This is a genomic window from Apibacter sp. ESL0404, assembly GCF_019469245.1.
In the GTDB taxonomy this organism is placed as follows: domain Bacteria; phylum Bacteroidota; class Bacteroidia; order Flavobacteriales; family Weeksellaceae; genus Apibacter.
In genome coordinates, this window is the sequence record NZ_CP048267.1 from 618,192 (window position 1) to 639,080 (window position 20,889).

Annotated in this window: 16 protein-coding genes and 1 tRNA gene; 7 read left to right on the top strand and 10 right to left on the bottom strand. The window is 29.7% G+C overall.

Features of this window, described 5'->3' with window-relative positions; genetic code table 11:
* Window positions 1-6 precede the first annotated feature (6 nt).
* Window positions 7-1,272 (top strand): APC family permease, encoded by a 1,266-nt coding sequence (locus GYM72_RS02580; protein ID WP_220264603.1) that lies wholly within the window; start codon window positions 7-9, stop codon window positions 1,270-1,272.
* Between the two features lie 70 nt (window positions 1,273-1,342).
* Here the strand turns inward: GYM72_RS02580 and GYM72_RS02585 are convergent, their stop codons facing one another.
* The 7 genes from GYM72_RS02585 to GYM72_RS02615 all read right to left on the bottom strand — a co-directional run bounded on the left by GYM72_RS02585 (window position 1,343) and on the right by GYM72_RS02615 (window position 11,321).
* Window positions 1,343-5,296, bottom strand: coding sequence for a C10 family peptidase (locus GYM72_RS02585; protein ID WP_220264604.1), 3,954 nt, complete (start codon window positions 5,294-5,296; stop codon window positions 1,343-1,345).
* 1,146 nt (window positions 5,297-6,442) lie between these two features.
* Window positions 6,443-6,516 (bottom strand) — tRNA-His (locus GYM72_RS02590).
* 39 nt (window positions 6,517-6,555) lie between these two features.
* A complete protein-coding gene (gene bshB1, locus GYM72_RS02595) occupies window positions 6,556-7,272 on the bottom strand; it encodes a bacillithiol biosynthesis deacetylase BshB1 (protein WP_220264605.1) in 717 nt (238 codons plus the stop codon).
* A 73-nt stretch (window positions 7,273-7,345) separates the two neighbouring features.
* Window positions 7,346-7,660 (bottom strand): hypothetical protein, encoded by a 315-nt coding sequence (locus GYM72_RS02600; protein WP_160557852.1) that lies wholly within the window; start codon window positions 7,658-7,660, stop codon window positions 7,346-7,348.
* Window positions 7,661-7,793: 133 nt separating this feature from the next.
* Window positions 7,794-8,045 carry a type B 50S ribosomal protein L31 gene (locus tag GYM72_RS02605; protein ID WP_105296935.1) on the bottom strand — a complete coding sequence of 84 codons (252 nt, stop codon included), beginning with the start codon at window positions 8,043-8,045 and terminating at the stop codon, window positions 7,794-7,796.
* Window positions 8,046-8,214: 169 nt separating this feature from the next.
* Window positions 8,215-9,441 (bottom strand): isocitrate dehydrogenase (NADP(+)), encoded by a 1,227-nt coding sequence (locus tag GYM72_RS02610; protein ID WP_220264606.1) that lies wholly within the window; start codon window positions 9,439-9,441, stop codon window positions 8,215-8,217.
* Window positions 9,442-9,665: 224 nt separating this feature from the next.
* A complete protein-coding gene (locus GYM72_RS02615; protein WP_220264607.1) occupies window positions 9,666-11,321 on the bottom strand; it encodes a fatty acid--CoA ligase in 1,656 nt (551 codons plus the stop codon).
* Window positions 11,322-11,671: 350 nt separating this feature from the next.
* On the opposite strand from GYM72_RS02615, the gene GYM72_RS02620 reads away from it, so the two are divergent.
* The gene (locus GYM72_RS02620; protein WP_220264608.1) at window positions 11,672-12,211 is read left to right on the top strand and encodes a TetR/AcrR family transcriptional regulator; all 540 of its coding nucleotides are present in this window, start codon (window positions 11,672-11,674) and stop codon (window positions 12,209-12,211) included.
* Window positions 12,208-12,723: an HPP family protein gene (locus GYM72_RS02625; RefSeq protein ID WP_220264609.1), complete on the top strand. Its 516-nt coding sequence runs from the start codon at window positions 12,208-12,210 to the stop codon at window positions 12,721-12,723. The genes GYM72_RS02620 and GYM72_RS02625 overlap by 4 nt, the downstream gene beginning before the upstream one ends.
* A 53-nt stretch (window positions 12,724-12,776) precedes the next feature.
* Here GYM72_RS02625 and feoB read toward each other — a convergent pair whose 3' ends face one another.
* Both feoB and GYM72_RS02635 read right to left on the bottom strand, forming a co-directional pair.
* Window positions 12,777-14,807, bottom strand: a complete 2,031-nt coding sequence (gene feoB / locus GYM72_RS02630) for a ferrous iron transport protein B (RefSeq protein WP_220264610.1) — start codon at window positions 14,805-14,807, stop codon at window positions 12,777-12,779.
* A gap of 9 nt (window positions 14,808-14,816) precedes the next feature.
* Window positions 14,817-15,056: a FeoA family protein gene (locus tag GYM72_RS02635; protein ID WP_105296941.1), complete on the bottom strand. Its 240-nt coding sequence runs from the start codon at window positions 15,054-15,056 to the stop codon at window positions 14,817-14,819.
* Between the two features lie 258 nt (window positions 15,057-15,314).
* Here GYM72_RS02635 and GYM72_RS02640 point away from each other — a divergent pair, with 258 nt between their 5' ends.
* The 4 genes from GYM72_RS02640 to GYM72_RS02655 all read left to right on the top strand — a co-directional run bounded on the left by GYM72_RS02640 (window position 15,315) and on the right by GYM72_RS02655 (window position 19,591).
* Window positions 15,315-16,523: an OmpP1/FadL family transporter gene (locus tag GYM72_RS02640; protein WP_255571542.1), complete on the top strand. Its 1,209-nt coding sequence runs from the start codon at window positions 15,315-15,317 to the stop codon at window positions 16,521-16,523.
* Between the two features lie 10 nt (window positions 16,524-16,533).
* The gene (locus tag GYM72_RS02645) at window positions 16,534-17,949 is read left to right on the top strand and encodes an SGNH/GDSL hydrolase family protein (protein ID WP_220264612.1); all 1,416 of its coding nucleotides are present in this window, start codon (window positions 16,534-16,536) and stop codon (window positions 17,947-17,949) included.
* A 117-nt stretch (window positions 17,950-18,066) separates the two neighbouring features.
* The gene (locus GYM72_RS02650) at window positions 18,067-19,002 is read left to right on the top strand and encodes a ribose-phosphate pyrophosphokinase (protein WP_105296944.1); all 936 of its coding nucleotides are present in this window, start codon (window positions 18,067-18,069) and stop codon (window positions 19,000-19,002) included.
* Between the two features lie 7 nt (window positions 19,003-19,009).
* A complete protein-coding gene (locus GYM72_RS02655; protein ID WP_105296945.1) occupies window positions 19,010-19,591 on the top strand; it encodes a 50S ribosomal protein L25/general stress protein Ctc in 582 nt (193 codons plus the stop codon).
* Window positions 19,592-19,736: 145 nt separating this feature from the next.
* Here the strand turns inward: GYM72_RS02655 and GYM72_RS02660 are convergent, their stop codons facing one another.
* Window positions 19,737-20,765, bottom strand: a complete 1,029-nt coding sequence (locus GYM72_RS02660) for a lysylphosphatidylglycerol synthase transmembrane domain-containing protein (RefSeq protein WP_220264613.1) — start codon at window positions 20,763-20,765, stop codon at window positions 19,737-19,739.
* Window positions 20,766-20,889 lie beyond the last annotated feature (124 nt).

Sequence of the window (20,889 nt, forward strand, 5' to 3'; positions counted from 1 at the left end):
ATAAATATGAAAAAAATAGGCTGGAAGACAGCAACTGCCATAGTCTTATCCAATATGGTAGGAACGGGAGTGTTTACAAGTTTAGGATATCAAGTTCCGGAATTACACAATACGTTTACCATTATTCTTTTATGGACAATCGGAGGAATACTGGCTTTAATAGGTGCTTTTATCTATGCAGAATTAGGAGCTCATTTTAAGCAATCGGGAGGAGATTATATTTATCTTTCTCGTACGTATCATCCCATCATGGGATATATTACCAGTTGGGTATCGCTTATAGTTGGCTTCTCCGGGCCAATTGCTTTAGCAGCATTGGCTATGGCTAAATATTTGGGTTTTGAAAATGAAAGAAGTACAGCTATTCTCATTATCATTATTATTGCTGTATTTCAATGTTTCAGCCTAAAGGTAAGCAGTCGTTTTCAAAATATATTTGCCGTTCTTAAGGTAGCATTCATTGTAGTACTGATTTTAATTGGAATTTCGATAAGTCCGTCTCCTACTAATGCATTATTATGGGATAATTCTTGGACTCATGAAATTATCGTTCCGGCTTTTGCCAGTTCGTTAGTGTTTGTTACCTACGCTTATACCGGTTGGAATTCTGCCTCTTATATTGTTGAAGAAATTGAAAAGCCAAAAGTTAATCTTCCCAAAGCGTTGATAATAGGAACTGTTTTTGTAACAGTAAGTTATGTGTTGGTAAATTTTGTTTTTTTAAAACATGCTTCAATCGAACAAATGGAAGGAAAAGAAGACATTGCCAATATCGCATTTACCAATATTTTAGGTGTTCGGGGAGTAAAATGGATAAGTTATTTGATTGCATTGCAATTAGTTTCAACAATTAGTGGCTATTTGTGGGTTGGATCGAGAGTAACCCAGGCAACAGCAAAAGAAAATCATCTTTGGAGTTATTTAGGTAAAGAAAATAAAAACCGAATACCTATTTGGGCTGTAGTTGCTCATACCCTTATCAGTATACTAATAATATTGAGTGGTAAATTTGAAGAAATTTTTATTTACACAGCATTTGTACTTCAACTTCTTTCTACGGCTGCTGTGAGTACTTCTTTATTTATTAAGAAAAAAAATCGGGTACTTTTCAAAGGAAATATTTTTTTACTAATGCCCGGTATCTTTTTACTTTTCAGCTTTTATATTTTGTATTTTACCTTTGTTAACCATCCTCGGGAGAGTATTATTGGATTAGGAATCATAGGAGCAGGTATGACCCTTTATTTTTTTGATAAAAAAAGAGTTGATTGATAATATCAGTTTAATGAATATAAAAAAACCGAAAGATTTATCTTTCGGTTTTTTAATTAATAATTAAAACTTAATTTTTAATGAATCTGAAATTTCTTCCTTGAATTTGTAAATAATACTGATTTGGAGATAAATCTGAGACATTAATAGGAATTATATCATCAACCTTTGTTTGCAATTTTTTAACTATTCGTCCACTACTATCAAGAATAGTAAAAGTTGTAAATTTTTCCTTATCTTTATTAATTCCTTTAATATTTAATACATCATGGACAGGGTTAGGATATAATATAATAGAATCTTCATTATTACTTATATCAGGATTATTTTTTAATGGATAAAAATTAACAATTAGATTATAACAGCTTGTTGGATCAAATTCACCATCTTTTCCATAAATATATACGTAATAGATTCCTTTATCCAAATTTAAAATATTTATTTCTTCTTTGGCATCACCAATATTTAGACTGCTTCCTATTTCTTCTTTTAAAGAATTATATATTTTAATATCATAATTTTTTGTGAGGTTATCTAACTTAACTAAAATATCTCCTTTTTCACTTAAATTAAATTTATAGTAATCCAGATCGTTATGAGTACCAATTGCAGCTTCATATTTTGTGTTTGTATTAATAAGAAATGCTTCTTCAAATGTATTATTTGGTTCAAAATTACCTACACATGACGGTATAGGATGAGTAGTATTAGTAGGTTTAAAATTTACTGTTAAATCATAACATTTACCAGGAGCAAAAGCACCATTAGATCCGTATACATATACATAATAAACACCTCTTTCTACATTATATACATTTATAACTTCTTTATTGGTACCACTATTTGAACTTCTTCCTATTTCTTGTTTTGAAGAATTATACAATTTAAGATCGTAATTTTCTGGAAGATTATCTAATACAACTTCAATATCAGCTTTTACACCAATAAATATTTTATAATAATCATCATCAGTAGGAGAGCTAATATCAGAAGAATATGTTAAAATATTTCTAATAGGATATGCCATATCTATGCTGTTGTTAGGTTCATAGTTTGAAGCACAAACACTCGATGTAATTACTTCAAGGTTGTAACATTGACTTGTATCGAATACACCATCTTTTCCATATATATATATATAATAGGTTCCAGCAGGTAAACTTTCTATTTCAATTTTTTCGCTTATATTTCCAATATTTATACTTCTATCAATTTCATAATTAAAATTGTCATAAAGAATTAAATCATAATTTTTTGGAAGATTTTGAAGTAAGATTTTAATATCAGAAGTCTCATTTAATATAAACTTATAATAATCCTTATCGTTAGAAGAACCTATACCTGCATCATATTTTGTATTTAATTCTATAGAGGTTGCTTCTTGAAAAGTATCATTGGGTTCAAAATTATTTATACATGCAGGTGTAGAAAGGATTGTTTCAACTATTAAACCATAACATTTGCTGTTATTAAATGCTCCATTAATACCCTTTATTAGTACATAATAGGTACCAGGTTCAAGATCGTTAATATTTATAATCTCATCACTTTTATCTTCATTATACTTACTTCCAATTTCTGTTTTATTTGAATTATACAATTTTAATTCATATTTTTCACCTATATTTTGTAGTACAACCTTAATATTAGATTTTTTATCTAAAGTAAATTTATAATAATCTTGATCATGTGCATAACCGATACTAGCAGTATATGGATAATCTGTTTTGATTTCAACAGCACTTTCAAAGGTATCATTTTCTTCGTAATTATAATTGCATGAATATTTGTCTATAACAGTATCAATGTTCAAACTATAACATGAAGTAGGATAATAATATTTACCGGTTATGTGAATGTAATATTTGCCAGCAGCAAGATTTTTTAAACTAATTAATTTACTATTGGGACTAATTAATTTACCTTTTTCAATTAAATTTTTTAAAGAATCATAAAGATTAAAATCGTAATCATAGTTAATATCTTGAAGAATAATATTTATATCTGAATCAGAATCTAAAGTAAATGTATAATAATCTTGATCTCTAGCAGTACCTATACTTGCGAAATAAGTTGTATGTGTATCAATAGGATAGGCCTCTTCAAAACTATTATTTGGCTCATAATTATTGCTGCATGAAGGTATATTTGTTGCATAAACTCCTAATTCATAACATTGAGATTCATCAAATGCTTCCTTATATCCATATACTTTTATATAATATGTACCAGGTAAAACGTTTTTTATTGAGATTTTTTCATCTGTGGTATTTGCAGCTTCGCTCTGACCTATTTCAACCTTGCTACTATTAAATAGTTTTATGTCATAATCTTTGGGAAGTTTTTGAAGATGAATTTCTATATCTGAATTTTTTGTTATAAAGAATTTAAAAAAATCCTCATCTTTAGGTGATTGTATGCCTGCGTAATAGACAGAATCTGGTTTAATTAAATAAGCATCTTCAAATGAATTATTTGGTTCAAAATTATTAATACATGAAGCTAATGAAGGGCTAGAATGAGAAGTCGTATTAAAATTAACTTCAGTAAAATTGCTAGATTTACCATTATCACAGTTAGATTTAATCCTAGCCGTGTACGATGTGTTTGGACTTAAATTTGATAAAGTATATGAAGATCCTCTAATATCATTACCAACTATAGTCCAATCATTATCCGTTTCTGCTTTAATTTGAATGGTATAATTTAAATTTTGATTGGCGTTCCAATTAAGAGTAGCACTCTGTAAAGTAATATCCGAACTTGAAAATCCTGAAGGAATTTCACAATTTAGATTTGAAGAATAAGTTGAAGGATAAATATTGATGATTGCAATTTGACTTGAAGAATATCCTCTGAGTTCATCTATCCAATAATATCCGTTTGAAGTTCCTCCCCATCCAAAATTAAGATGAATTAGATTTTGAGAGTCATATCCATCAACTATATAAGCATGTTCAGCATCAGGATATTGACCAGATAAATAAACTGGTAATCCTTTTGAAACCTGAGATTTAAATACATTTAGCCATTCATCATCAGATTCAAAATCAGTTCTATCTATTAGTTGAATATCTGGGCTATATTTAAAATATTTTTTAAGGGCTTGAGGAACATTAGTACTAAAAGCACCTGAACCAATCGGCCCATACATAGTTTTTATTGAAATACCTGCATGAGATATTATTCTAGCAACTGCATCTATTTGTTCAGCAGAAGAATTTTTAGAGAGGTAAACAGGCATTTTATCCCATAAGTATTTGGTATTTTGGAAATTAGCTGATAATTTTTTCCATTTCCAATCGTAATTATAATAATAATACTTATTAGGTATAAAATATTTCATAGAATCACTACCATATGTTGGGAAATTCCAAAATTTCATTATTTGAGCCATGGCGATAGAAGCAGATCCTGCATATGTTGGCTCATGTTCATATGTATTGGGAGTAAATTTATTGTATAAGGGAGATTGATCCCAAATAGTTTTTATTAATGGATCTACAGTTAGGGGATTATTTAAAGATTTAGATAATGCTTTATTGCTTATTTCTTGAGAATTAGGTAATTGTTGTCCATTGAGTAAAGCTTCCCATTCTTTTTTAATTAATTCATTGTTTTTATCGAATGATCTTTTTTGAATTTTTTTCCTAAGATTATTATTATAAAATTCAAAACTATTTAAAATATTTAAAAATCCGGGTGAACAATTAGTTGATGCTGGAATTGTAGAATTTGTTGAGTAAGCTAAAATTGGATGATTTGCACTTTCAGATGAAACTATACAAAATCCATTACCGTTTTTAATAGTAAAAATGTAAAAACCATTATATTCTTTATTAATTTGGTGAGTAATGTTGGTTATTTTTAAATTTTCATTTGATTTTTTTAATGTATGATTTAATTTAATTTTCAAAAAGTTATTAGCTACTTTTTTTGCAGTGCTCTCTGAAATATCTTGTCCATAAAAGATAAAAGATATTAAAAATGTTGTTAATGATATAAAAACCTTAAAATCTATCATATATATTATTATTTAAATTTATAAATTAAAATAGTTACTAAGATAATAAACGATTATTCTATTAAATCAAAATATTAATGAAATAGAATATAACATGTCCAAAAGTCCTTAATTATTAAAATTAAAGATTTAATATTCTTAAAGTATTTATGCGTATTTAATTATTTGCCTCATAAATGCATTTTTTATTTAATTTTTGGACAAATATATATAAAAAATTTTTTATTATAATAATATACCATAAAAAATATAATTAATTATTATAATACATATAAATAACTATAAATTTTATTTGTTTGTCAAATTTTTATATAATTATATAATGCTATATATATTTGTAAAAAAGATATAAAAATATAATTATTTATAAAAAAATGATTATAATAAATTTTATTAATTTTTGAATTTAAATATAGTAAAATTATAATATTGATATTTTTAATATTACATAATAAATAGAAAATATATATTAATCAATACATAAGATTTCTTAATAAATAAATTATTATAAAATTATTATTTGATATTATAATAATCCGACATTTATATTTTGTAAAATTAAAAAATGATTTAAATATTTTAATTGTTATATAATAACTATATCAATAACATATAAAAATAATGATATTTAAACTATTTTATTATTTAAACTAAAGTAAGAAGTTAATGGGATTGTTTAATTACTATATAAGTTAATTAATGATTAGAAAAATTAATGATAAAATAAGTTAATATGATTGTATTCAATAATAACTAATGTAATAATTATTTAAGTATATAAAAATATTTTGTAATTTCATTAGTAGTATGTTATAATTAAATCAATATAATATTAATATTAATTAGAGTAGCTTTGAAAAAGAACATAATGATTAAGCTAATTAATTTAAAATATTTATAATATTTTCATCTAAATGTTACTTAGCAATATTATATTAATCTTTAATAAAAAAGATATAATATAAATTTTTTTATTTTGATTTCTAGTTTGGTTGACAAACCCTTATATTTGAAAAGCACAAACGAAATTTAGTGATTTTTGTAATAATTACATTGCCGTATACATTGCCGTTTTATGTAATTATACACTTGAAGTAGTTTATTAAAAAAGCTCCAAAGCTTTTGTAGGAATGCTTTGGAGCTTAGGGTGGCCAATGGGTCTCGAACCCACGACCTTCGGAACCACAATCCGACGCTCTAACCAACTGAGCTATGGCCACCGTTTTGGGAATGCAAATATAGGAATAGATTTCATATTATCAAACAAAATTTTCAAAATCTTTCAGACCAATCCATTTTTGAGAAGTAAAGCCTTCTCCCGCATCACAGCCTATTAATCTACCCAAATTTTCAGCTCTGTATATAATACTTTTTTTAAAATTAATGGAGGTAATAGGAGTATTAGGTTCCAATGAATTCGGATCATAAAACTGGGTTTTATAGGCCATACAAGCTTCTAGTTTTTTATCTAAAAAATGAGATATATCGATTATAAAATCCGGTTTTTCTTCATTCCATTGAATGTAATTGAATATATGTTTAGGTCTCCATTTATCTTGTGTTACCCCGTTATAACTTGTTTGTATTTTTAATAATCCGGAGAGAAAACAGGCATCATAAACAAGCTTAGCAGCTTTTCCATGATCAGGGTGTCTATCATTTACCGCGTTAGCTAAAACAATATCCGGTTTATATTTTCTTATTACTTTAATTAATTCGATTTGATGAGTATCATCATTTTTAAAAAAACCATCTCTGAATTTTAAGTTTTCACGATAAGCAATCGAAAGTATTTTACCGGCCTCTTCGGCTTCGGATTTTCTGGTAAGAGCTGTTCCCCTTGTCCCTAATTCACCTTCCGTCAGATCTAATATTCCCACTTTTTTATTTTCAGAAATCATTTTGGCCAGAGTTCCTCCACAACCGAGTTCAACATCATCAGGATGGGCGCCTATGGCTAATATATCTAATTTCATTGGTCAAATTTTAAGTTAAAAAAACTCCAGTAAGTCATTACTGAAGTTTTAAAGTTTGGTATATAAAATTTTTTTACAGTTCAGATTTTACTTTGGACATAAGTTTTTCAATTCTTGCCTTTATATCTGTATTATCAGAAATTTGCCAGGCACTTATGGTAAATGTATTCCCTTTTGTTCTGATCATAAGACCATAATCAGGATTATTTGAAGTCCAAATTCCGGGCGAAGAAGCAGAGCCAAATTCTTGTTGAATCAGAGCTTCCACTTTCTGTACTTTTTCATTGGTAGATTGTATTTCTTCTCTATATTTATATTTTTCTTGAGAATAACCAAATATAGAAGAAAAGGTCATTATTACTAATAAAATTAAAATTTTAGCATTCATAATATGTTGTTTTTTTAAGGCAGAAACCTAAATTACTATTCTTTCCATCAATATTTATGCCAAAAAGATAAAAAAATATACCCATGGTATTACTACTATGGGTATATTTAATTTTTATAATAGTATTACTATATTACTTTTTATAATTTTTGTATTTGTTAAAGAATTTATCAACTCTACCTGCAGTATCAACCAATTTAACTTTTCCTGTATAAAAAGGGTGAGAAGAACTTGAAATCTCCATCTTAACTAAAGGATATTCTACTCCTTCATATTCAATTGTATCTTTTGTTTCTGCAGTAGATTTACATAAAAATACCTCGTCGTTGCTCATATCTTTAAAAACAACTAATCTATAGTTATCCGGATGAATGTCTTTTTTCATTTCTCTAAAAATTTGAGTTGCAAAATTACAATTTTATTTCTAAATAATCAAGAATACACAGCAAAAAAATATGAAATTCTTCATATTAAAAAAATATGTTAATATTTAGTCACACAAGTAGTTGATTAATAAGATAAATATATTTTTGTGACAGATTAAAAATACTTAATTATTTAACTAATTTATTTTTTAACCCTTTGTCAATAGCATCTAGAAAATCTTCAGTATTAAGATAATCTTCTCTGGTCATTTGTTTACCTTTTACTAATAAAGCAAGGTCTTTGGTCATTTTACCTCCTTCAACAGTTTCAATACAAACCTTTTCCAGCGTTTCTGCAAAATTGACAACATCCGGAGTATGATCTAATTTACCACGGTGCATTAAGCCTCTGGTCCATGCAAAGATAGAAGCTATGGGATTAGTAGAAGTTTCTTTACCTTCTTGATATAATCTATAATGTCGGGTAACAGTACCATGAGCCGCCTCTGCTTCAACGGTTTTGCCATCAGGCGTTACCAAAACAGAAGTCATCAAGCCTAAAGAACCAAAACCTTGAGCAACAGTGTCTGACTGCACGTCACCATCATAATTTTTACACGCCCATACAAAGCCTCCGTTCCATTTCATGGCACAAGCTACCATGTCATCGATTAGACGATGTTCATAAGTAATTCCCAGTTCTTCAAATTTAGATTGATAATGATCTTCATATATTTTCTGAAAGATATCTTTAAATCTTCCGTCATAAGCTTTTAAAATGGTATTTTTAGTGGACAGATATAAAGGCCATTTTTTGGTTAATGCCATTTGAAATGAAGAATGCGCAAACCCTTCAATAGATTCATCGGTGTTGTACATGGACATTGCAACTCCGTCATCTTTAAAATCAAATACTTCCCAAGTTTGAGGTTCACCGTTTTCAGGAGTAAAAGTCATAGTTAATTTACCGGGGCCATTAATTACCACATCCGTTGCTTTATATTGGTCTCCAAAAGCATGGCGGCCAATTACAATAGGTTGCATCCATCCTTGCACGTATCTCGGAACGTTATTCATAATAATAGGTTCCCTAAAAACTGTTCCTCCAACAATATTACGAATGGTGCCATTAGGCGATTTCCACATTTTTTTTAAGTTAAATTCTTTAACACGAGCTTCATCAGGAGTAATAGTAGCACATTTTACGGCAACATTATATTTTTTAGTTGCTTCTGCAGAGTCTATAGTAACTTGATCGTTAGTTTTATCTCTGTTTTCAATACCTAAATCAAAGTATTTCAGATCTATATCTAAATAGGGGAGAATGAGTTTGTCCTTAATGAACTTCCATATAATTCTTGTCATTTCATCTCCGTCCATTTCAACAACCGGATTAAGTACTTTTATTTTTTGCATGATAACTATTGATTTGTATCAAATATAACAATACTTACCTCAGTAAAACAAATATTTAATCTAATTTTAGTTTAATACAATGAATAAAAAAACCTTATGGTATACTTATGCTTAATCAAAAAGTTTGGTAAGCATCTTTAAACAGTAAAGATTAAAAATAAAAAGGTTAATAATTACCATTTATTAACCTTTTTATTTTACTAAAAAAATAGATTTTTAAACACTTATAAATTTTCTACAAATTGTTGTCTGATTAGTTTTTTATTTAATTTTCCCACACTGGTTTTTGGGATTTCTGAAACAAATTTTATATTTTGAGGTATAGCCCATTTACTCAATATTCCGGATTCCGTATATTGTTTTAAATAATCTTTTAATTCATCATGAGTTAACGTCATATTCGGTTTTAAAACGATAAATGCACAAGGCTTTTCACTCCATTTTTCGTCCGGAATTCCAATTACGGCGGTTTCAGCCACAGATTCATGTCCGGTAATAATATTTTCTAATTGAACAGAAGAAATCCACTCACCTCCACTTTTGATAATATCTTTTATTCTATCTGTAATATTTATAGAATTATTGGAATTTATGGTAGCTACGTCTCCTGTATGTAAATATTGTTCATTCCATAATTCGTTTCCTCTTTCTTCGTCTTTAAAATAACCTTGAGTAAGCCAAGGCGCTCGAATAATGATTTCCCCTTGTTCTACATCATTATTTTGTACATGGTCTCCTTGTTCGTTAATAATTTTTATGGTTGTAAATAGAACAGGAGTTCCGGTTCTGATTCTCATTTCAGATTGTTCATCTATATCTAAATTTTTATATTTAGGATCTATATGAGTTAACGTTATAATTGGACAAGTTTCGGACATCCCGTATCCCGACATGATATCAATATTTTTTTCAAGAGCATTTTTTGCTAACTTTTTGGTTAAAGAAGCTCCACCAATAATAACTTTCCATCCGTTAAAATCAATATCTTTAGTTTCATTGCTCTCTAAAATCATTTGCAAAATAGTAGGTACACAATGAGAGAAAGTTGGTTTTTCTTTTGTGAAAATATCAATAAATCCGGTTAAATTAAATTTTCCGGGATATATTTGCTTTAATGAAAAGGTGGTTGCAAGATAAGGAAATCCCCATGCATGAACATGAAACATCGGTGTTAACGGTAAATACACATCATTGGAATTTAAACGACACGCAATTGAACCGGAAAATCCAAAACTTGCTGCCGTATTGTAGGTATGAAGCACCAATTGTCTATGGGTAAAATATACGCCTTTAGGATTGCCCGTTGTACCTGTAGTATAAAATGTTGTGGCAACCGCATCTTCATCAAATTCTTCGAATTCATATGAATCAGAAGCTTCAGCCATCAATTGTTCGTATTCTCCGGTAATACTTAAATTTTCAGAAGTTATTATAGCATCATCATCTTTACAAATGATTAAATATTTTAAAGATGGCATATCTCCTGCAAATTTTTCCAAAATAGGAAGAAAATCTGCATGAGCAATAATAACTAAATCTTCAGCATGATTAATAGTATAATGAATTTGTTCAGCTGACAATCTCCAATTAATCATATGAAGAACATTTCCGGTCATAGGAATAGCAAAATAAGATTCGAGATATCGATGACTGTCATAATCCATTACGGCAATGGTTTCGCCTCCGTCTATCCCAAGATTTCTTAACATATTGGCATATCGTTGAACTCGTTTTTTGAATTCTCGATAATTATATTTGGAAATATCTTTGTAAATAATTTCATTATCAGGATTTAAAGTAGTACAATAATCATATAATCCTTTAATGAGCAGAGGAGATTTGTAGGCATTTTTTACAGAGTTAATTTTTTTAAATATCATCTTAAATTATTAAATATGCGCTAATTTACAAAATATAATATTTTATGCTAATGGTTTTTATTATAAATCATATTAATGCTGTTTTAGTAGTAGTATTAAAGCACAATTTCTAATTAAGATAAATATTTGAGCTTCTATATAGATATTGCTGGATGAATTAATAATTATAATTAATTTATTGGATTACATATCTATTTGGTATAGGAGTAATAAAGCAGAGTAACTAAATACGTTATTATTATGCTGGTTTATATATTTTATAAAAGAGAGTAAACTTTGGTATTAATATATTTAACAAAAATATACAGACAAGTATGTCTATATTTGAAAATTTATTTTATCTTTGTTGAATGGAATTAAAAAATAAGCCTCCCAGAGAAAGAATAGTGTACGTAGCATCACAATTATTTCATCAGCAAGGATACAATGCTACAGGAATCAATGAAATCATTGAAAAAGCCAAGGTTGCAAAAGCCAGTTTTTATCAACATTTTAAATCAAAAGAAAATTTAGCTCTGGAATATTTAGAAGTACGTCATAAAATCTGGTTTGAAGGATTAAAACATTTTACTGAAGAAAAAACAACCCCGAAAGGAAAAGTACTATCAGCTTTTGATTATTTAGAACAAATGAATGAAAAAGAAAATTTTCGTGGTTGTTGCTTTTTGAACATGCTATCAGAAATACAACTGGATAATGTTCGCATTTTAAGTGTGATACAAAAACATAAAACAGAACTGCAGAATTTTTTTATTGATATAATAGGTGAGGAAAACGACGCCTTCATTATTTATATGTTTTTTGAAGCATGTATGATCGATAGTCAAGTATATAGAACACAGAATCTTATAGAGAAAACAAAAAATAACATCAAAAATTTAATGAAATGAATAGTAAAAAATATCTCTCAAAATTTATAAGTAGAGAACGAAGTCCTCTTAAAGTTAATTTTAATTTTTCAATTTTATCGGGAATTGGAGGATGCATAGCAATTATGTGTATAGCCTTATTAACAAAATCAACCTCAATTCCTTTTATTATGGCACCTTTCGGCGCAACCTGTGTATTGGCATTTGGTGTACCTGAAAGTCCACTGTCTCAACCTAGAAATATTATTGGTGGACATATTTTATCTTCAATTATGGGTTTAATTGTATCGATGGTACTAAAAAATGAATGGTATTCCCTATCACTGGGAGTAGGATTAGCTATATTTGTTATGCAAATAACGAAGACTACACATCCGCCGGCAGGTGCAGATCCGCTTATTATTATTACCGGAGGAGTAAAGTGGGACTTTCTAATAAATCCGGTTTTGTCGGGAGCAATCGTGTTGGTGATTATTGCATTACTATTCAACAATCTGAGCAAAAAAAGAAAATATCCTAAATTTTGGATTTAATTAATTTATATAATGATTTAGTAGTAGATAAGTTCGTAAATAATATTTAAAATTTATTTTAAGAGCTGATAAGCAAGTAAAGCGACTAAATAGGCTATGCCCGTCATAAAAAATAATTGAATAGCCGGCCATCTCCACGAATTCGTTTCTTTTCTAACAACAGCCAAGGTACTGACGCATTGCATGGCAAAAGCATAAAATAATAAAATGGAAATACCTGTCGCTAAATTAAATGTAGGCTTCATCGTATTATGGTTTATATCCTTTCTCATTAATTCTTTTAATTTAAGATTTTCACTGCCATCATCTTCCAAACTGTATATGGAAGCAATGGTTCCGACAAAAACCTCTCTGGCAGCAAATGAAGAAAGAATACCAATATCAATTTTCCAGTCATACCCTAAAGGTTTAAAAACCGGTTCAATTACTTTTCCGAAATTTCCTAAATAAGAATTTTCTAAAGGAACATCTGCCAGATAATTTGTTTTACCATTTTCGGCTGTCTTTCCAAATTTTCCTAATGCCCAAAGTATGACACTGACAGCAATGATGATTTTACCGGCATTAGCTATAAAGCTTAATGATTTTTCAAATAAACCGTAAAATACATTTCTCCAAAAAGGAACTTTATAATTCGGCATATCCAAAATAAGATAGCTTTTATAGTTAGATTTTATTAATTTGTTGGCAATGGATGCACTTATAAAAACCATTATGACTCCCAATAAATACATAATCATCATAACAATACCCTGTAAATTAAAGATTCCATTTCCTTTAGGAATTACTAAAGCGATGATGATGGAATATACCGGAAGGCGAGCCGAGCAAGTTATAAATGGTGTAACCAAAATTGTAATTAATCGTTCCTTTGAATTTTCAATATTTCGTGCCGACATTATTGCAGGAATAGCACAAGCGGCACCGGATAATAAAGGAACAACACTTTTCCCGTTTAGTCCAACAGGTCGGAACCATCGATCCATCAAAAATACAACTCTAGCCATATAACCGCTTTCTTCCATAATCAACAGAAAGAAAAATAAAATTGCAATTTGAGGGACAAATACAGCAACTCCACTAATTCCGGGAATTATACCTTGCGTAATGAGCTCCGATAGTGGTCCGTTCGGTAAATAAGCTTCGAGAATTTCACTAGTATTGGAAAAAAGAGTTTCAATCCAATCTTGAGGATAACCTGACAAAAAAAATAAAGCTTGAAAAATTAAAAATAGGATTGAAAAAAATAAAAAATATCCCCAAAAATGATGTGTTGCAATTTTATCGAATTTGTTCGTGAAAGTCTGATAGTTTGGGTCTTTATAGACAACTTTTTCTACAAGATCATCAATTTGGCGATGCCTTAAAATAGTTTCTTTAAGTTGAAGCCTTTTAGGAATCAACTTATACTTATTTATAATTTCCGATACATTTTCACGATACGCACTCGGGATGTTGTTCATTTTTGTTTGAGCCAAGAAAAGCCAAGCGAGATAATCATCAATTTTAAACCTATCGGATAATTCTCTTACCGGTTGTTCAAATTCTTTAGGATATTGAAAAGTTTCAAACGATTCATTGACAAAGCCATTATTTATAATTTCTTTTAATTCATCAATACCTTTACCTTTTCTGGAACTAACAAGTACTACAGGAGTAGAAAAATAATCGGCCAAATTTTTATCTCTAATTAGAATTCCTTCTTTTTCAATATTGTCAATCTGATTAATAACTAAAATAGTAGGAATTTTTAAATCTTTGATTTGTTCATACAGAAATAAACTTCTTTTCATATTATGAACATCGGCTACTACTACAATAATATCAGGATAGTAAGAATTATCAGGATTGGCAAGAATTGATAGTACCACCTCTTCATCAGCAGAAGAAGGACAAAGACTGTATATCCCGGGAAGGTCAATTAACCTATAGTCAGTATTATTATAAGTAAACTTACCTTCTTTTTTTTCAACGGTAATACCCGGATAATTTCCGGTTTTTTGATGTAATCCGCTTAGTTGATTAAAAAGTGTTGTTTTTCCGGCATTTGGATTTCCTATGAGAGCAATAGTTTTAATACTCATTGTTTTTTTCTATTGCATTTCAATCAATATACAATCTGCTTCTTCCTTACGCAACATTACCGTGCTTTTCTCTTTACCGTATTCAATAAAAAGAGGACCATTCCAAGGAGCCTGACGTTTTAATTTAACAAAAACACCGGGAACTATTCCCATTTCTAAAATCTTAGTGGGTATATCTTCTTCAGAAAATCCTATAACTTTTGCTTGTTGTGCTGGTTTTAAAAATGAAAGGGATTTATGGGTAAGCATGATTTTATAACTAAACACCTTTTTAATATTCTCAAGCAAATATATGAATTATTTGTATTTAATCTAAATAAAATCAAAAATTATTTAATAGACTAGATACCAAAAGATTTGTGTAATAGGGATAAAATAAAAACTTAAGGTATGTTATCAAATTAAAAATTGAACGTATAGAAATTTATTAATTTCGTAAAAATCCTATAGTTTTGCTACACTATGACATTTATAATGATGAGAAAAGCAGTATTTATGTTCTTTATTATGACATCTATTATAATGCAAGGAGGAGGGTTTAGAGTTTCACTTCAAGGAGCGAGACAAGCAGCTATGGCACATACCAGTGCCCACACCAGAGATGCAAGTGTTGCTTTCTTCAATCCGGCAGGTATATCATTTATACCCTCAAAATTAAGCATTGCAGCGGGAACTTTCATAATAATGGGAAAAGCTGATTTTCAAAATAAACCTACTTTATATAAAACAAAAACAGATAATCCGGTAAGTACGCCTTCTCTGTTTAATATTGCCTACAAAGCCACTGATAAACTATCCGTTGCTTTTAGCTTTACTACTCCTTTCGGCAGCAGCGTCGATTGGGGACAAAATTGGGAAGGTAAAGATTTAATTACTAAAATAACTATCCGGTCGTATTTCTTTCAACCAACAGTAGCTTATCGTCTAAATGATTGGTTTAGCGTGGGTGCCGGATATATATATGCTTTAGGAAGCGTTAATCTGCAAAAAGCTATATCTTCAATAGACGGGAGAATGAAACTGGTTGATAAAAATGCAACCGGTAATGGGTATAATGTAGGTATGTATATCAGACCGATTAAAAATTTGGATGTCAGTATAGCCTATCGTTCCAATATCGATATTCATGCGGTCAACGGAAAAGCCCGGTTCTACCTTCCAAAATCATTAGTGGGAAGTGAGTCATTTCCTACGGAAAATGACCGATTTAATGCAAAGTTACCCCTTACCTCTGAAATCACGCTGGGATTAACCTATAGGCTTTTACCTCAATGGACGATTTCTACCGATTTGAATATTTCTGGATGGAATAAATACAAAGCTTTGACAATTGATTTCAATCAAAATAAGGTAGGCAATGATCCCAACAATCCAACGATATCCACATCGCCTAAAAATTTACATAACACTCATACATTTAGAGTGGGTTCAGAATATTCCGTATCTGATAAGTTGGATGTTCGTTTAGGATACTACTACGATCCTTCACCGATCAGTAAAGACTATTGGAGTCCGGAAATGCCAAGTACAGATAATAATGCCATTACAGGAGGTATTGGTTATAAATTCTTAAAAGATAAATTAATGCTTGATATGACAGGAATGTATTATGCAGGTAATTCAAGAAAAGTAGTTAATAAATTTTATAATTTCAAAGGAGATGTCAAGATGCATAGCTTTATGTTCGGGCTGGGATTAGCTTGGAATCCTTTTTAAAACACAAAATATGAGTAAGAATATACTAATGCTTTGGTTAGGAATGTTTATTTTTTTCCTTTCATGCAATAATGACTTTAATGAAGATATAAATAAGGTATTTAGTTCGGGAGATGCAAATTTTTCTAAATATATAGCCTTAGGAGATTCGTTTACTGCAGGTTTTAGAGATAATGCACTGTATATATCAGGACAAAAGGAATCCTTTCCGTTAATGATTGCCGAGCAAATGAAGCGTTCAGGCTGCCAAAGATTTAATATTCCTTTTATGGCAGATGAATTAGGAGGAATTCCAAATGCGAAAGTGGATAATAAAAAAATATTGGTTGTAGCCGAGGGTTCTCTTGCTCCGGTTACCAGTGCGGGCGTAGGAACAACTACACTGGCAAATATATATTCAAAAGATGGATATCAAAATATGGGTATACCGGGAGCTAAATCATTTCATTTGCTTGCGGCGGGATATGGAAATCCGACTCATTTAGCTTCCAAAAAATCCAATCCTTATTTTGTACGATTTGCTTCTAAGCCCAATGCAATGGTGGTAGAAGATGTAATGGAACAAAATCCTACCTTTTTTTCTTTATGGATTGGAATTAATGATATTTTAAGCTATGCCACTTCCGGAGGAGATGGATCGGCTGTGATTACAGATATTTCAACTTTTCAGAATGCTTATAGTACATTGGTACAAACACTTACCTCAAATTCGGCAAAAGGAGTGGTAGCTACAATTCCGGACGTTACCGATTTTCCTTTTTTCAATAAAGTTTCGTCCTTACCTTTTAAAGCCAATCAATTTACACCGCAGCAAATAAAAAATTTAAATGCTTCCTATCAAAAGTATAATTCCGGTTTGGATCAAGCAAAAGCAAAAAATTTAATTACAGAAGAAGAAGCCGCAAGTAGAAAAATTGTTTTTATTGAAGATAAAGCTAATGGAGCAGTAATAATAGATAAGAATTTAACAAATTTAGATGCGATGGGACTTCCTTCTATAAGGATGTCTACCTCAAAAGATTTATTTCTATTGTCGGTATCTTCCATTTTAAAAACGGGTGGAGGAACTTCAAAACCTATAGAGGATCAATATGTTTTGACCGATAAGGAGATTCTAACCATCAAAGAAGCAACTCAAGCATTTAATGAGAGCATTGAAACTGTAGCAAAACAGTATAATCTGGCAATCACAGATACAAATTCACTAATTAAAAATTTAAAAACAAAAGAAGGTATTCTTTACAACGGAGTAAGTTATACCAATGAATTTATAACAGGAGGATTTTTTTCATTAGATGGTATACATCCAACCGGAAGAGGGTATGCCATTATAGCTAATGAATTTATTAAAATTATAAACTTTAAATTTAAATCGAATCTTCCTTCCGTTAATCCTAATCTATATCAAGCAGTTAAGTTTCCTTAAAGATAAAGTAAATATTTAATAAAACTGAACAAATTTTGTTCAGTTTTATTATGGTATGATTAAAAAAATCATAAATTTGCAGTACTCGTTTTCAGAAAATATTTTTAACACATATAAATGATTCAACCAGTCCATATTTTCTCGACTAGAGAAAGTGTTTCTTTAGCAGAAAAAATATCACAAAGTTATGGAATGCCCCTAGGGAAAATGAGTTTCTTTGATTTTAGTGATGGTGAATACCAACCCTGTTTAGAAGAATCGGTAAGAGGTTCCAGAGTCTTTATTATAGGGTCAACATTTCCACCGGCAGATAATTTGATGGAAATGTTGTTAATGATAGATGCAGCCAAAAGAGCATCTGCAGATAAGATAACAGCAGTAATTCCTTATTTTGGTTTAGCGCGTCAAGACAGAAAAGATAAACCTCGTGTTCCGATTGGAGCAAAATTGGTAGCCAATTTATTGACTGCTGCCGGTGCAACGCGTGTTATGACTATGGATTTACATGCTGATCAAATTCAAGGATTTTTCGAAATTCCGGTTGATCATCTATTTGCGTCTGCAATATTTATTAATTATGTTAAATCACTAAATCTAGACAACTTAACCATTGCATCTCCGGATATGGGAGGAGCAAAAAGAGCAAGAACCTATGCGGGATATTTAGATGCTGATGTGGTTATTTGTTATAAGGAAAGAAAAAAAGCCAATAATGTCGATTTTATGACTTTAATCGGAGATGTTAGAGGAAGGAATGTGATTTTAGTAGACGATATGATTGATACTGCAGGGACTTTAACTAAAGCGGCTGATATATTAATGGATGCAGGAGCAACCAGTGTACGAGCCATGGCAACACATGCTATTTTTTCAGGTGCTGCTTATGATAGAATCAACGATTCTAAATTGGAGGAAGTGATTGTAACTGATTCAATTCCTTTAAAAAATACTTTGGTAAGTAAAATAAAAGTGTTATCTTGCGCCCCTTTGTTTGGAGAAGTGATGAACTTGGTACATAACAGAGAATCAATAAGTAAAAAATTTATAATGTAAATATTATATGAAATCAATTACAATTCAAGGAGAAAAAAGAGAAAGCGTAGGTAAAAATTCTTCAAAAGCCTTACGTAATGCTGAAAAAGTTCCTTGTGTTGTTTATGGAGAAAAAAATGTAATCCATTTTTCTACTAAAGAAAGAAGCTTTACTGATTTAGTTTATACTCCTGAAGCACACACAGTTACTTTGGAAATAGATGGAGAAAAAATAGATGCTATTTTGCAAGATCTACAATTTCATCCGGTAACAGATAAGATAATCCATGCTGATTTTTATCAAATAAATCCGGAAAAATATGTTACTATGGAAGTACCTGTAGTAATAACCGGTAGAGCAAAAGGAGTAGTTAGAGGAGGTGTATTACGTGTTAACTTAAGAAAACTTAGAGTTAAAGCCCTTCCTGCAAATTTACCGGATGAGATTGTTATAGATGTAACTTCTCTAGATGTTGGTAATAAATTTGAAGTATCTAAAGTTGAATTAAAAGATTACCAAATATTGCATCCGGCTAATACTGTAATTGCAGCTGTGAAAACATCTCGAAATGTTAAGGCTGCTTCTGCAGATGACGAATCAGAAAACTAATATTCATAAAGTTTTCGAAATTAATTTAGAATCTATAGTATTCTATATAAATCAAAATAAAAGCTGTTCAAAACGAACAGCTTTTTTATTTTTTATATAATATAACTAATTTGTTATAATTAAAAAGTTTATCACTTTTTTAATTTTAAATTATTGTTTTTTCTTTATTCCTTGTGAGCATAATTATTGAAATGATTCCCATTATAATCATTAACACCATTTGTAAACTGTGAGCAAGTATTGCATAAGAATAGCCAATATCTTTGCCTTCATCTAGAGATTTTCCGGATTGTAAATATAAAGCCGAAAACCCGATCATCATTGCAAGGTGAAAAGCACCTATGCCTCCCGAGGCAGGTACTAACATGCCTAAAGTTCCTACAGCTAAAATATAAAAGCCTGTTTGGACAGGTAGAGAAGAAGTTTCTGGCAAGGCAAATACTACAAGATAAGAAGCAAAAAAATAACATATCCATATTCCGAAGGACAATAAAATAAACTTCACTCTTTGTTTTAATTTAAAAACTGAAACTAAACCGTCAATAATTCCTTTTATGAAAAATACTATTTTTTTAATAATTGATAATTGAAGCAATTTTTTTCTGAATATGTACATTAGAATACAGCATAATAAAATTACGACAAGTATAGAAATATAAAGTGTGTAATTTTTTTCATCAGGGTTATTCGTTTTATTCTTACTTAGTAATTCAAAAAAAGACAGTAATGTTGAATAATTAAAAACTAAAGCTAAAAGAATAAAAAATAACATAAAAAATAAGTCAATAATTCTTTCAGTAACGATTGTACCAAAAGAATTGGTAAAAGGTACTTTTTCAACGGTTTGTAAAGCAGTTGCTCTTCCTATTTCTCCCATTCTTGGAATTCCTAAGTTTAAAAAATACCCAAAGGAAAGAGCCCATAAAGCATTTGAATTTTTAATTTTATAGCCCATGGGTTCTAAAAGTAAATTCCATCGGACAGCTCTGATCCAATAAGCCCCTAAACCGAAGATAGCAGCCATGCTTATCCAAAAATAGTTTGCTTTTTTTGCGGTTGATATGGTTTTTTCTATAAAATCACCACCTAAGCTTATAGAAACTAAATACATTAGTCCACCGGCAATTATAACAGATATACAAACCGTAAGGGTATTTTTTAATTTTTTATTCATGAATTCAATGTATTATTCAGACCAAAATAATAATTAATCGTATAATCTCCAAAATCAAAAAACTTAAAAATAGTTAAAATATAAATAGTTAAAAAAATGTAACAATTAAACATAAATATAATAA